Annotated in this window: 14 protein-coding genes and 1 riboswitch; all 14 genes read left to right on the forward strand. The window is 43.9% G+C overall.

The genetic code is table 11. The annotated features are described in order from the left end of the window. Positions 1-42: 42 nt before the first annotated feature. The 14 genes from NSU11_RS07600 (at position 43) to cobA (ending at position 14,450) form a co-directional block, all read left to right on the forward strand. The gene (locus NSU11_RS07600; RefSeq protein ID WP_024424232.1) at positions 43-966 is read left to right on the forward strand and encodes an aspartate carbamoyltransferase catalytic subunit; all 924 of its coding nucleotides are present in this window, start codon (positions 43-45) and stop codon (positions 964-966) included. Then, on the forward strand, positions 950-2,236 hold the full coding sequence (locus NSU11_RS07605) for a dihydroorotase (RefSeq protein ID WP_024424231.1): 1,287 nt from the start codon (positions 950-952) through the stop codon (positions 2,234-2,236). The genes NSU11_RS07600 and NSU11_RS07605 overlap by 17 nt, the downstream gene beginning before the upstream one ends. Next, on the forward strand, positions 2,233-3,327 hold the full coding sequence (locus NSU11_RS07610; RefSeq protein WP_024424230.1) for a carbamoyl phosphate synthase small subunit: 1,095 nt from the start codon (positions 2,233-2,235) through the stop codon (positions 3,325-3,327). The genes NSU11_RS07605 and NSU11_RS07610 overlap by 4 nt, the downstream gene beginning before the upstream one ends. After that, positions 3,312-6,527 (forward strand): carbamoyl-phosphate synthase (glutamine-hydrolyzing) large subunit, encoded by a 3,216-nt coding sequence (carB, locus tag NSU11_RS07615; protein ID WP_149125674.1) that lies wholly within the window; start codon positions 3,312-3,314, stop codon positions 6,525-6,527. The genes NSU11_RS07610 and carB overlap by 16 nt, the downstream gene beginning before the upstream one ends. Then, positions 6,524-7,300: a dihydroorotate dehydrogenase electron transfer subunit gene (locus tag NSU11_RS07620; RefSeq protein ID WP_103132564.1), complete on the forward strand. Its 777-nt coding sequence runs from the start codon at positions 6,524-6,526 to the stop codon at positions 7,298-7,300. Before carB ends, NSU11_RS07620 begins: the two co-directional genes overlap by 4 nt. After that, on the forward strand, positions 7,294-8,226 hold the full coding sequence (locus NSU11_RS07625) for a dihydroorotate dehydrogenase (RefSeq protein WP_044330734.1): 933 nt from the start codon (positions 7,294-7,296) through the stop codon (positions 8,224-8,226). The genes NSU11_RS07620 and NSU11_RS07625 overlap by 7 nt, the downstream gene beginning before the upstream one ends. Beyond that, positions 8,198-8,902 carry an orotidine-5'-phosphate decarboxylase gene (gene pyrF, locus NSU11_RS07630; protein WP_171464215.1) on the forward strand — a complete coding sequence of 235 codons (705 nt, stop codon included), beginning with the start codon at positions 8,198-8,200 and terminating at the stop codon, positions 8,900-8,902. Before NSU11_RS07625 ends, pyrF begins: the two co-directional genes overlap by 29 nt. A gap of 7 nt (positions 8,903-8,909) precedes the next feature. Beyond that, complete coding sequence (gene pyrE / locus NSU11_RS07635; RefSeq protein WP_024424225.1) at positions 8,910-9,548, forward strand: orotate phosphoribosyltransferase; 639 nt, start codon at positions 8,910-8,912, stop codon at positions 9,546-9,548. A gap of 166 nt (positions 9,549-9,714) precedes the next feature. Further along, positions 9,715-9,817: riboswitch (SAM riboswitch) on the forward strand. A 74-nt stretch (positions 9,818-9,891) separates the two neighbouring features. After that, positions 9,892-10,038, forward strand: a complete 147-nt coding sequence (locus NSU11_RS07640) for a YezD family protein (protein ID WP_073205135.1) — start codon at positions 9,892-9,894, stop codon at positions 10,036-10,038. A gap of 45 nt (positions 10,039-10,083) precedes the next feature. Next, on the forward strand, positions 10,084-10,785 hold the full coding sequence (locus NSU11_RS07645; RefSeq protein ID WP_024424224.1) for a phosphoadenylyl-sulfate reductase: 702 nt from the start codon (positions 10,084-10,086) through the stop codon (positions 10,783-10,785). A 13-nt stretch (positions 10,786-10,798) separates the two neighbouring features. Beyond that, positions 10,799-11,863 carry an inorganic phosphate transporter gene (locus NSU11_RS07650; protein ID WP_025092551.1) on the forward strand — a complete coding sequence of 355 codons (1,065 nt, stop codon included), beginning with the start codon at positions 10,799-10,801 and terminating at the stop codon, positions 11,861-11,863. A gap of 57 nt (positions 11,864-11,920) precedes the next feature. After that, the gene (sat, locus tag NSU11_RS07655) at positions 11,921-13,057 is read left to right on the forward strand and encodes a sulfate adenylyltransferase (RefSeq protein ID WP_149126681.1); all 1,137 of its coding nucleotides are present in this window, start codon (positions 11,921-11,923) and stop codon (positions 13,055-13,057) included. A 14-nt stretch (positions 13,058-13,071) separates the two neighbouring features. Further along, entirely contained in the window at positions 13,072-13,665 is a 594-nt protein-coding gene (gene cysC, locus NSU11_RS07660; RefSeq protein WP_149126680.1) for an adenylyl-sulfate kinase, read from the forward strand. Positions 13,666-13,694: 29 nt separating this feature from the next. Next, positions 13,695-14,450: a uroporphyrinogen-III C-methyltransferase gene (gene cobA, locus NSU11_RS07665; protein ID WP_025092552.1), complete on the forward strand. Its 756-nt coding sequence runs from the start codon at positions 13,695-13,697 to the stop codon at positions 14,448-14,450. Positions 14,451-14,496 lie beyond the last annotated feature (46 nt).

Genomic DNA, 14,496 nt, shown 5'->3' on the forward strand with positions numbered 1-14,496 from the left:
TTTGAACCTGAAAGTGATGAAAAACTAGAGGGGGAAGAAAAAATGAATGATTTATCGACAATGAGCAGCTTATCAAAAGAAGAGATTTTACAGCTGATTGAAGAAGCAGCTGCACTCAAAAAGGGGAAACAAGAACATGGATTAGCCGGAGAATTTGTGGCAAACCTTTTCTTTGAACCAAGCACAAGAACACGTTTTAGCTTCGAAGTAGCCGAAAAGAAACTAGGGATGAATGTCCTGAGCTTAGATGCAGCAAGCACCTCCGTTCAAAAAGGCGAAACACTTTACGATACGGTAAAAACACTTGAATCGATCGGAGTAAAGGCTTGTGTGATCAGAGACAGCACCGATGAATATTATAACGAGCTGATTGGGAAGGTTGGAATTCCCATCATCAATGCAGGAGATGGCTGCGGACAGCATCCAACCCAATCACTGCTTGACCTCATGACCATCTTTGAAGAGTTTGGCGGCTTTGAAGGCTTAACGATTTCGATTCATGGAGACATCAAACATAGCAGGGTGGCAAGATCAAATGCTGAGGTTCTCTCAAGGCTGGGAGCGACAGTCCTCTTTTCAGGGCCTGCTTCCTTCCAGGATGAACAAAACCCTCACGGAACGTATGTCCAAGTAGATGAAGCCATCGCACAATCTGATGTGGTGATGCTGCTTAGAATCCAGCATGAACGGCACGCTGAAAAAATGGGCAGCGAAGATTACTTATCAACTTATGGATTAACAGTAGACAGAGCAAACAAAATGAAAGAACGCGCGATTATTATGCATCCAGCACCAGTAAACAGAGGTGTTGAAATAGATGATTCATTAGTAGAGTCCAAGCAGTCAAGAATTTTTAAACAAATGGAAAATGGTGTTTATATCCGAATGGCCGTATTAAAAAGAGCTTTTCAAAATAGCACACTACATCAAAAAGGGAGAGATTCTGTCTATGTCATATCTCATTAAAAACGGTTTTATCTTAACAAGCACAGGTGAAAGAGTGCAGCAGGATATTAGGGTAAAAGGAAAAGTGATTCAAGCGATCGGTCACCTAGAAAGAGAAGACGGAGAAGAGGTTATTGATGCAGCAGGGCTATTTGTGTCACCAGGCTTGATTGATCTGCATGTGCATTTAAGAGAGCCAGGCGGAGAGAAAAAGGAAACGATTGAAACAGGTTCTAAAGCAGCCGCAAGAGGCGGATATACGACGATTGCAGCGATGCCGAATACAAGGCCGGTTCCAGATACAAAAGAGCAAATGGAATGGCTGATGAATCGAATCGAAGAGACCTCATCTGTGAGAGTGCTGCCATACGCATCCATCACAACGAGACAAATTGGGGAAGAGATGACGGATTTTGCAGCACTAAAAGAAGCAGGCGCCTTTGCTTTTACAGATGACGGTGTTGGCATCCAAACAGCAGGCATGATGTACGAAGCGATGAAACAGGCAGCAAGTCTTGATCAAGCGATTGTGGCGCACTGTGAAGATAACTCGCTCATTTACGGCGGGTGCGTTCATGAAGGAGAATTTTCAAAAGCAAATGGGTTAAACGGAATACCGTCCATTTGTGAATCGGTGCATATTGCAAGAGATGTTCTTTTAGCAGAAGCAGCGAACTGTCATTATCATGTATGTCATATCAGTACGAAAGAATCTGTGCGGGTCGTACGCGATGCAAAAAAAGCAGGCATCCGTGTGACGGCTGAGGTGTCACCGCATCACCTGCTGTTGTGTGATACGGACATTCCAGGTCTTGATACAAATTATAAAATGAACCCGCCGCTCAGAGGAAAAGAGGATCGCGAGGCATTGATCGAGGGACTATTAGATGGAACGATTGATTTCATCGCAACAGACCATGCGCCGCATACAGAAGAAGAAAAGAACGAAACCATGCAGCGTGCCCCGTTTGGAATTGTGGGACTTGAAACAGCGTTCCCGCTTCTGTATACACGATTTGTCAAAACAGGCGAATGGACATTAAAAGAACTCGTTGATTATATGACAATTAAACCAGCAGAAGCATTTTCTCTTCCATACGGAAAGCTTGAAGAAGGGCACATAGCTGATATCACACTTATTGATTTAAACAAAGAAATGGCAATCGATAAAACAAGCTTCTTATCTAAAGGGCAAAATACACCGTTTGACAAATTGACTGTATCAGGATGGCCGGTCATGACACTTGCATCTGGGAAAGTCGTTTATGAAGAGGGGAGACTAGTAAAATGAAGAGACGCTTAGTGCTAGAAAACGGAACAGTATTCGAAGGAACAGGCTTTGGCAGCTTAGAACCATCAGTCGGAGAAGTCGTCTTTAATACAGGGATGACGGGCTATCAAGAAATTTTATCTGATCCATCATACTGCGGACAAATTGTCACACTGACTTACCCGCTTATCGGCAACTATGGCATTAACCGTGACGATTTTGAATCGATCACACCGTTTGTGAAAGGGCTGATTGTGAAAGAGCTTTGTGAAAAGCCCTCAAACTGGCGCTCTTCATATTCACTCGATGAATATTTAAAAATGAAAAACATTCCGGGGCTGAGCGGAATCGATACACGGAAGCTGACTAGAATGATTCGAAGTGCAGGGACTTTAAGAGGGGCATTTGCAGGACCTGATGAACAAGTGGAAGACGTTGTCCGCCGCCTTCAAACATTGCAGCTGCCAACAGATCAAGTGAGTCAAGTATCTGTGAAAAATGCGTACCCAAGCCCAGGCAGAGGAAAAAGAATTGTCCTTGTCGATTTCGGCATGAAGCATGGCATTTTGCGCGAGCTCAATAAACGTGACTGCGACGTCATTGTGGTGCCATACAACATCACTGCAGATGAAGTGCTGCAGCTAAAGCCTGATGGCATCATGCTTTCAAACGGACCTGGAGATCCTGTGGATGTACCGGAAGCCGTTGAGATGATTCAGCAATTGATTGGAAAGGTGCCGCTCTTTGGTATATGCCTCGGACATCAATTATTTGCTCTAGCATGCGGTGCAAGCACAGAAAAAATGAAATTTGGCCACAGAGGATCAAACCATCCGGTGAAAGAACTAGCAACTGGCAAGGTGACACTGACGTCTCAAAACCACGGCTACACGGTTAGCAGTATTAACGAAGACGTGCTCGAAGTCACACATATTGCCCTAAACGACAATACGATTGAAGGATTAAAACATAAAGAAGCACCAGCTTTCACTGTTCAGTACCACCCAGAAGCATCACCGGGTCCAGAAGATGCAAACTACTTATTTGACCAGTTCATGGAAATGATTCATACGACTGAGAAAGAAGGGGAAGAAGTATGCCAAAACGCGTAGACATCAAAAAGATTTTAGTAATCGGATCAGGTCCTATCATCATCGGTCAGGCAGCGGAATTTGACTATGCAGGTACACAGGCTTGCTTAGCGCTAAAAGAAGAGGGCTATGAAGTCGTTCTTGTGAACTCTAACCCTGCGACCATCATGACAGATACAGAAATGGCTGATAAGGTATACATCGAACCACTGACACCAGAATTTTTAACACGAATCATTCGAAAAGAACGCCCTGATGCGATCTTGCCAACACTTGGCGGGCAAACTGGATTAAACCTTGCTGTTGAATTGTCAGACCTTGGCGTATTAGCTGAATGCGGCGTTGAAGTACTCGGTACAAAGCTGTCAGCCATCCAAAAAGCAGAGGATAGAGATTTATTCCGTAATTTAATGAATGAACTAAATGAGCCTGTACCAGAAAGTGAAATCATTCATAACCTGGAAGAAGCAATGGCGTTTACAGATCAAATCGGTTTCCCTGTCATCGTCAGACCAGCCTATACATTAGGCGGAACAGGCGGCGGAATTTGTACAAACGAGCAAGAACTGAAGGAAATCGTTGAAAACGGTCTGAAGCTAAGCCCAGTCACACAATGCTTACTTGAAAAAAGCATTGCAGGCTTTAAAGAAATTGAATATGAAGTCATGCGAGACAGCGGTGACCATGCAATCGTTGTTTGTAACATGGAAAACTTTGACCCTGTCGGCATCCATACTGGTGACAGTATTGTTGTAGCCCCAAGCCAAACGTTAAGTGACCGTGAATATCAGCTGCTTCGAAATGTGTCGCTTAAGCTGATCCGTGCACTTGGCATTGAAGGCGGCTGTAACGTTCAGCTGGCACTTGATCCAAACAGCTTTCAATACTATATCATCGAGGTAAACCCGCGTGTGAGCCGTTCATCTGCGCTTGCGTCAAAAGCGACAGGCTATCCAATTGCCAAATTGGCAGCGAAAATTGCTGTCGGCTTAACGCTTGATGAAATGATGAACCCAGTCACAGGTAAAACCTATGCAGCCTTCGAGCCGGCACTTGACTATATCGTTTCAAAAATACCGCGCTGGCCGTTCGATAAATTTGAATCTGCGAACAGACGTCTTGGTACGCAAATGAAGGCAACTGGTGAAGTCATGGCAATCGGCCGCACATTAGAAGAGTCTCTTCTAAAGGCTGTACGTTCACTTGAAGCCGATGTGCATCACATTGAATTAAAAGATGAAGCAGACATCACAAATGAAGTGCTTGAAAAACGGATTATCAAAGCGGGAGACGAACGATTATTTTATATCGCTGAGGCGCTTAGAAGAGGCTATACAGTCGAACAAATACATGAATTCTCAAAAATTGATTACTTCTTCCTTCATAAGCTGGAAGGCATCATTGCCTTTGAGAAGACATTAAAAGAAAACAAAGGCAATACAGACGTATTAAAAGAAGCGAAAGAAAAAGGCTTCTCAGATATCTACATTAGCCGCGAGTGGAAGATGAACGAAGCGGATGTCTACAAGCTAAGACAAGAAGCAGGCATTGTACCTGTATACAAAATGGTGGATACATGTGCGGCAGAATTTGAATCAGAGACACCTTATTTCTACAGCACGTATGAAGATGAAAATGAATCAGAACGTACAGACAAGAAAAGTGTTATCGTATTAGGTTCAGGTCCTATCCGAATTGGACAAGGGGTAGAATTTGATTATGCGACTGTTCACTCTGTGTGGGCAATTAAACAAGCAGGCTATGAAGCGATCATTATTAACAACAATCCTGAAACGGTCTCAACAGACTTTAGTATTTCAGATAAGCTTTACTTTGAACCACTCACTGTAGAAGATGTCATGCACATCATCGACCTTGAACAGCCTGAAGGAGTCGTCGTTCAGTTCGGCGGACAAACGGCGATCAACCTAGCAGATGAATTATCAAATAGAGGGGTTAAAATTCTTGGAACTTCTCTAGAAGACCTAGACCGCGCAGAAAACCGGGACAAGTTTGAACAAACGTTAGAAACACTCGGCGTGCCCCAGCCGAAAGGGAAAACAGCAACGTCTGTGCCTGAAGCTGTAGCGATTGCCAATCAAATCGGCTACCCAGTCCTTGTCCGTCCTTCCTATGTATTAGGCGGCCGCGCGATGGAAATTGTGTATCAAGAAGCTGAGCTTCTTCACTACATGGAGAATGCGGTGAAGGTCAACCCGCAGCATCCAGTGTTAATTGACAAGTATTTGACAGGAAAAGAAATTGAAGTAGATGCGGTGTCTGATGGAGAAACTGTCGTAATCCCAGGCATTATGGAACACATTGAAAGAGCCGGAGTTCACTCTGGTGACTCGATTGCGGTCTATCCGCCGCAAACATTGTCTGAGGACATCAAAGCAAAGATCGCAGAATACACGATCAAGCTTGCAAAAGGACTCAACATTATTGGGCTTTTGAACATTCAGTTTGTCCTATCAAAAGGTGAAGTGTATGTACTTGAAGTGAACCCGAGATCAAGCCGGACGGTTCCTTTCTTAAGTAAAATTACAGGCATTCCGATGGCAAACCTTGCGACAAAAGTCATCTTAGGAGACAAGCTCAAAAATTATGGCTACGAAGAAGGCCTTCATACAGAGCAAGAAGGAGTGTACGTCAAAGTTCCAGTCTTCTCTTTTGCAAAATTAAGAAGAGTGGATATTACACTCGGGCCTGAAATGAAATCAACAGGTGAGGTCATGGGGAAAGATGTCACGATCGAAAAAGCCCTATATAAAGGATTGATTGCATCAGGCATTCAAATCCCTAATGACGGAACAGTTCTTCTGACAGTGGCTGATAAGGATAAAGAAGAAGGACTTGAGATCGCAAGAAGATTCCATTCGATCGGCTATCATATTTTAGCAACAGAAGGAACGGCGAATTATTTAAAACAAGCCTCCATTCCATCAAGTGTGGTCGGCAAAATTGGAGAAGAAGGCAAAAACCTTCTCGATGTCATTCGAAACGGGGAAGCCCAATTTGTGATCAACACATTAACAAAAGGAAAACAGCCGGCAAGAGACGGCTTTAGAATTAGACGTGAATCTGTTGAAAACGGAGTGGCTTGCTTAACGTCACTAGATACAGCAGAAGCCATTTTAAGAGTGCTTGAGAGCATGACATTTAGAGCGGATGAAATGCCAGAAGTGAAAACGAATGCTGAGGTGACAGTAACGATATGAAAAAAGCATACTTGACGGTCGTCTCGAACCGAGAGATCGCTGATCATATTTACGAAATGACATTAAAAGGTGACCTTGTGGACTCCTTTCAAACGGCTGGACAATTTCTTCATCTAAAGGTCAGTGAATCGATGACACCGCTGCTGAGAAGACCGATCAGTATTGCCAACATTCATGCCGAGCAAAAAGAAGCAACCATCATTTACCGCGCAGAGGGTGAGGGCACAAAGCTCCTCTCCCAAAAGCGGGAGGGAGAATCAGTCGATGTATTAGGGCCGCTTGGAAACGGGTATGATCCTTCAGTCGTCAAGCCCGGAGAGACGGCATTACTAGTCGGCGGCGGAATTGGCGTACCGCCTCTATATGAGCTGTCCAAGCGTTTAACGAAAAAAGGCGTCATCGTGAAGCATGTCCTCGGCTTTCAATCGAAAAAGGATGTATTTTACGAGGGAAAATTTCAAGCACTCGGCGATACGTTTATTGCAACGGTTGATGGCACATACGGTGCTAAAGGCTTTGTAACAGATGTGATAAAAGAGCAAAACCTGAGCTTTGATGTGCTGCTTTCCTGTGGTCCAACACCTATGCTAAAAGCGCTGAAAGACACGTATCCTGATAAGCCTGTCTACATTTCGATGGAAGAACGAATGGGCTGCGGGATTGGTGCCTGCTTTGCATGTGTCTGTCATACCGATCAGCTCGACAAACCTTACGTCAAAGTGTGTCTTGATGGACCTGTTTTTAAAGCAGAGGAGGTGGCATTGTCATGCTAAACGTTGAGTTACCGGGATTATCTTTAAAGAATCCAATTATCCCTGCATCAGGTTGCTTTGGATTCGGGAGAGAATTTGCATCCTTATATGACCTATCATTGCTGGGCGGTATCATGATCAAAGCCACAACCCTTGAACCGAGATTTGGCAATCCGACACCAAGGGTAGCCGAGACAGGGGCCGGTATGCTCAATGCAATCGGCCTTCAAAACCCAGGTCTAAAAGGTGTGCTTGAAAATGAGCTGCCTTGGCTTGAGCAGTTTGATACGCCTATTATTGCGAATGTTGCTGGCTCACAGGTTGAAGATTATGTTGAAGTAGCCAAGCAAATCAGCCGAGCAAAAAATGTTCATGCCCTTGAACTGAATATTTCTTGTCCAAATGTTAAAACCGGCGGAATCGCCTTTGGTACAGATCCAAATATGGCAGCATCATTGACAAAAGCAGTCAAGGAAGTCTCTTCCGTACCTGTCTATGTCAAGCTGTCACCTAACGTAGCTAATATTGTAGAAATTGCTCAAGCGATTGAAGCTGCTGGAGCGGATGGACTCACCATGATTAATACATTAATTGGGATGCGTTTAGATTTAAAAACGGGGAAACCCATCCTTGCCAATAAAACAGGCGGATTATCAGGACCAGCTGTCAAACCTGTCGCTGTACGTATGGTGCATGAGGTGAGTCAAGCGGTTTCTATTCCGATTATCGGAATGGGCGGAGTGCAAAGTGCTGAAGATGTACTTGAATTTTTACTAGCAGGTGCAAGTGCAGTAGCTGTCGGTACAGCCAATTTTGTGAATCCATTTATTTGCCCGGAAATCATTGAAGAGCTGCCAAATGTGTTAGCAGCATATGGTTATTCATCTGTAGAGGAATGTATCGGAAGGAGCTGGAAACATGAAGCACTTGCCCATCATCGCGCTTGATTTTCCGTCAGGACAGGAGGCGCTTGCCTTTTTAGATCCCTTTGAAGGGACACCATTATTTGTGAAGGTCGGCATGGAGCTGTTTTACCAAGAAGGACCTGCCATCCTTGAAGCGCTGAAAGAAAAAAATTGCCGCATTTTTCTCGATCTAAAATTACATGACATTCCAACAACGGTGCAAAAAGCGATGAACCGGCTTGCCGCACTTGGCGTTGACTTGGTCAATGTGCATGCGGCTGGCGGGAAACGAATGATGCAGGCTGCGTTAGAGGGACTTGAAAGCGGGACTCCTGCTGGACAAAGCCGCCCGGGCATTATTGCAGTGACCCAGCTGACTAGTACGTCAGAAGACATGATGAGAAAAGAATTACTCATTGACCGTCCGCTGCAAGAGACTGTGATCCGGTACGGACAATTAGCATATGAAAGTGGGCTGGACGGGGTTGTTTGCTCTGTTCATGAATCTAAAGCACTTCATGAACATATCTCACCCTCCTTTCTCACTGTAACGCCAGGTATTCGCTTACCGAATGATCAAACCGATGACCAAAAGCGTGTGGCGACACCTGCCTATGCAAAAGAGCAAGGTGTTTCACAAATTGTTGTCGGAAGATCAATCACAAAAGCTGATAAACCAATAGAAGCCTATCATCAAATTTTGAAAGAGTGGGAGTGACTGCCAGATGAAATCAAAAATCGCGAAACATCTATTACAAATCAAAGCGGTCTCATTAAAACCAGACGAACCGTTTACATGGGCGAGCGGTATAAAATCACCGATCTATTGTGATAACCGCCTCACATTATCATATCCAGAAGTCAGACACGACATTGCGGAAGGTCTAAAAGATTTGATTCTCACTCATTTTAAGGGTGCAGAGGTTGTTGCGGGTACTGCAACAGCAGGCATTCCGCATGCGGCATTAGCAGCAGACCGCTTGAACATCCCGATGTGTTATGTCAGAAGTAAGCCGAAAGCACACGGCAAAGGAAATCAAATTGAAGGGGCCGTATCGAAAGGCCAAAAGGTTGTCGTCGTCGAAGACCTTATTTCCACAGGAGGCAGTGTACTGGAAGTGGTTGCTGCTCTTCAAGCTGAAGGCTGCGAGGTACTAGGAGTTGCCGCAATCTTCACATACGGACTGCCAAAAGCAGCGGCCGCTTTTCAAGAAAAAAATATTCCATATGTCACCCTGACAGACTATGACACATTGACAGATGTGGCACTTGAACTGAAAGCGATTGAGCCGTCTGCGATGAACAAACTAAAACGCTGGAGACAAGATCCTTCCTCTGAATCTTGGATGGAAGAAACGGTCTGAAAAGTCAAAGTCCATCGTTAACAATTTTAAAGCTGTGCCTGCCCGCACGGCTTTTTTATTTGGGTAAAAATAGTAAAATAGACTCAAATTTAATAAAAACTAATCCTATCAATAAAGTCGGGTTGACTTTTGTTTGAATTGTGTTAATATTTAAGACAAATTGAAACTCTTATCCAGAGAGGTGGAGGGACTGGCCCGATGAAACCCGGCAACCTGCGATTCGCAAGGTGCTACTTCCTGCAAAATGATTCTATTTTGAAAGATAAGGAAATTGTGAGCTTCCTCATCTTTCTTTCGGACTGAAAGAAAGTTTTTTTATTTTAACGGTGAGGAGGAAGAGGAGATGGAAGTGAAACAAAATCAGGATGAGGACTTAGTAAAGCATATGCAAGAACTGATTGGGGATATGAAATTTGGTTCAATTACGTTAATTGTTCAGGACGGTCAAGTGATTCAAGTGGAAAAAAACGAAAAAATTAGATTAAAGTAGTGCGGAAAATAGCAATATGAGCGGTACTCCGGAAGGGGAGAAATCATGTTAACTTATGAAAATTGGCAAGAGCCGTCCATTACATTTCAAGAGGATGATTTGTATAAAGGAGCCCTGTCTGTACTGAAATGGGCGTACGGTCATTATGGTGACCAGCTCGTATATGCGTGCAGCTTTGGGATTGAGGGCATTGTTCTAATTGATCTGATTGCAAAAGTAAAAAAAGATGCGAGAATTGTCTTTTTAGATACAGGTCTGCATTTTAAAGAAACTTACGACACAATTGATGCGGTAAAGGAAAGATATCCGGGCTTAGATATTGTACTGAAAACGCCTGAGCTGACGGTTGAACAGCAAAATGAGCAGCACGGTGATCAATTATGGAAAACAGATCCTCAAAGCTGCTGCCATATGCGTAAGGTCATTCCTTTGCAAGAAGCCTTATCTGGTTATCCAGCATGGCTTTCTGGTTTAAGAAGAGAGCAGTCACCAAAACGAGCAGGGACGAATTTCTTAAATAAGGATGAAAAATTCAAATCAGTGAAAGTATGTCCGCTCATCCATTGGACGTGGAAGGACATATGGAGATATGCATCTAGAGAGGAACTTACTTATAATCCGCTGCATGACCAAGGATATCCAAGTATCGGCTGTGCACCGTGTACACAGCCAGCATTTACTGCAGATGATCTGCGTTCTGGCAGATGGTCAGGCACAGCAAAGACAGAGTGCGGATTACATGAGTAAGGGAGCATAATGTATGGAAATCGCCGCAATTTTATTTAGTCTATTCTTTGCTTTAAACATAGGCGCAAGCGGAGCAGCTGCTTCTATGGGCATTGCGTATGGATCAGGTGCCATTCAAAAGCCCATTTATGCGCTCAGTTTTTGTGCAGTTGGGATTTTAGCAGGTTCAGTGATTGGCGGCGGTGAGGTCGTCAAAACGATCAGCTCTGGTATTATGCCAGAATCAGTCATTACACTTGAAATCGTTTGTATTATCATTGGTTCTGCTGCACTATCACTTTTCATAGCAAATCTGATGGCGATTCCTTTATCAACAAGTGAGGTCACAGTAGGGGCTGTAGTTGGTGTGGCAGTCGCATATAAAGTTTTGTTTGTGAAATCCATTTTAGTGATTGTGGCATTTTGGGTCATCATCCCGCTTTTCGCCTTTCTTTTTACCTTTGCTGTCGTCAAAATCATCAGAATGTTCCCTAAACGGAAGCTGTCTAAAAAAGGCACAGCTATTTTATCTATCGTATTAATTCTCAGCGGATTTTTAGAGGCATTTTCAGCCGGTATGAACAATGTGGCAAATGCCGTCGGCCCGCTCGTCGCTTCAGGCGTTTTGTCAGTTGGGCAGGGAACACTTTACGGCGGAATCTTCGTCGCAGCAGGGGCCCTCTTGCTAGGCAGAAGAGTACTGGAAACAAACGGAAAGAAAATTACCCGCTATCAAACAGGCGAAGGGATTTTACTTTCGAGTACCGGTGCCGGGCTTGTCATCGTCAGCTCTATTTTTGGGCTGCCCGTTCCACTTACGCAAATCACCTCCTCGTCTATTATCGGGCTTGGAATGGCAAAAGGCGGGCCTAACATTTTTCACAAACATGTGGTGAAAAAAATGCTGAAAGTATGGGTGGTCTCACCTTTCTTATCACTCAGCCTATCGTATTTGCTTGTGAGCCTTTTCTTAAAAGGAGACTATTACTCTATCTTTATCATGATGAGTGTACTGCTTGCCTCACTTGGTGCGCTGAGTCTGATGAAAGCAGTCAAAAATGAAAGCAGCTCTATTCATGAACAGGGCGGCGGGATTTAACCATAAATCCGACTATTAACATCTAATAAATATGAACATTGAGAGGAAGATGAACAAATGAGTTTAACACCACATGGTGGCGTATTAATTAATCGAGTAAATGAAGAATATGATCTCAGCACGGCTGCGAAGGAAATTGAACTAGATGCGATTTCCTTTGCAGACCTTGAACTCATTGCAATTGGCGGATATAGTCCAATTGAAGGGTTTTTAACAAAAGCTGATTATGAAGCAGTTGTAAGCAGTATGCGGCTAGCAAGTGGTGTCGTTTGGTCTCTTCCTATTACACTGCCAGTGACAAAAGAAAAGGCGGCGGAAATCCATCAAGGCGATATCGTGCGCTTATCCTACAATGGAACAGTATATGGGGTCATTGAAGTAGAAGATCAATACACACCAGATAAGGAAAAAGAAGCGGTGAATGTCTATAAAACAGATGACCGCAATCATCCAGGCGTGAAAAAATTATTTGAACGCGGCGATACTTACATTGGCGGAAAAATTACACTGACGAAACGCAGTGAAAAACCATTCCCTCAATTTACGTATGAGCCAGAAGAAACAAGATGTCATTTTAAAGAAAACGGCTGGAAAACCATTGTTGGTTTCCAAACGAGAAACCCGGTTCACCGTGCTCATGAATATATTCAAAAAACAGCACTGGAAACAGTCGATGGTTTATTTTTAAATCCTCTTGTCGGTGAAACAAAATCTGACGACATCCCGGCAGATGTAAGAATGAAAAGCTATCAAGTGTTATTGGACGGTTATTATCCAAAAGACCGCGTCTTTTTAGGTGTTTTTCCTGCTGCAATGCGTTATGCTGGACCAAAGGAAGCCATTTTTCATGCGCTAGTACGGAAAAATTATGGCTGCACCCATTTTATTGTCGGAAGAGATCATGCAGGTGTTGGTGACTATTACGGCACATACGAGGCGCAGGAACTATTTGATCAATTTACAAGCGAAGAAATCGGCATTACTCCATTAAAATTTGAACACAGCTTCTACTGTAATACATGTGAAGCGATGGCCACTCCAAAAACGTGTCCTCACGACAAAAGCGAGCATGTCATTCTTTCAGGTACAAAGGTTCGAACAATGCTGAGAAACGGTGAATTACCACCAAGCACGTTCAGCCGAAAAGAAGTCATTGAAACATTAATCGAAGGATTAAAAACGACGGTATCTTAACGGGAGGGTATGACATGAGCAACGAACATATCGTGTGGCATGATTCATCTATTACAAAAAAAGAATATCAACAAAAAAACAATCATACGAGCGGCATTATCTGGCTTACAGGTCTAAGCGGTTCAGGTAAATCAACGATCGCGAATGCAGCTGCAAGAGAACTGTTTGAACAAGGCTACCAAGTCACAGTTCTTGACGGCGATAACGTGCGGCACGGACTCAATAAAGATCTAGGGTTTTCAGATGATGATAGAAAAGAAAACATCCGCCGGATCGGAGAAGTGGCGAAATTATTTGTGGAGCAAGGAACGATTGTCATCACTGCTTTTATCTCTCCATTTCAGGAAGACCGCCACACTGTCAGACAGTTGGTCGAAGAGGGAGAATTTCACGAAGTGTTTGTCAAATGTGATCTGAACGTGTGTGAAGAGCGTGATCCAAAAGGGTTATATAAAAAGGCGAGAAACGGTGAAATTCCATTTTTTACTGGAATCGATTCACCGTATGAAGCGCCTGCTGCGCCTGAGCTTGTATTAGATACAGGGGAATTATCCCGTGAGGAATCTAAACAGCGTCTTGTTGATTATGTAAAAGGAACAACGAAATAATCGCCTGATGGCAGGGGGAGAAAAGCAAGATGGGAAAAGTATACATTGTGGGTGCTGGACCCGGTGACCCAGATTTAATCACATTAAAGGCCCATAAGGCGATACAGCAGGCAGATGTCATCTTATATGATCGTCTTGTCAATCAAGAAATTCTCGCCCATGCCAAACCGGAGGCGGAATTGATTTATTGCGGCAAGCTGCCAAATCATCATACAATGAGGCAGGAAGCCATCAATGAAGCGCTTGTGGCTCATGCAAAGGAAGGGAACGTTGTCGTTCGGCTGAAAGGCGGCGACCCCTTTGTCTTTGGCCGCGGCGGTGAAGAAATCGAATGCTTAGCTGAGCACGGAATTCCGTATGAGGTCGTCCCAGGAATTACTTCTGGGATTGCAGCGGCTGCTTATGCGGGCATCCCTGTGACACATCGTGAATTCAGCTCAAATGTTGCTTTTGTCACGGGCCACTATCAAAAGGATGAACATTTTGAAGAAAAGTGGGAGGCGCTGGCTACAGGGATTGATACTCTTGTGATTTACATGGGTGTCAAAAACGTGGAAAGAGTGCAGCGCCTGCTTTTAAAAAATGGACGGGACCCAGAAACACCCGCTGCATTTATACACTGGGGAACCACATCGAGGCAAAAGACAACTTGCTGCACGGTTGCGACACTGTCTGAAACTGTTGAAAAAGAAGGGATCGAGCATCCAAGTTTAATTGTTGTTGGAGATGTCGTTCATTTTCATCAAAAGCTGAACTGGTTTGAACCCGCATTAATTGAGAAATGAGAATGGTAGAGAAAAGACACGTGCATACATCGTGTCTTTTCGTCTG

The sequence above is a fragment of the Bacillus sp. FSL R5-0712 genome, from assembly GCF_038593285.1.
In the GTDB taxonomy this organism is placed as follows: Bacteria; Bacillota; Bacilli; order Bacillales; family Bacillaceae; genus Bacillus; species Bacillus safensis.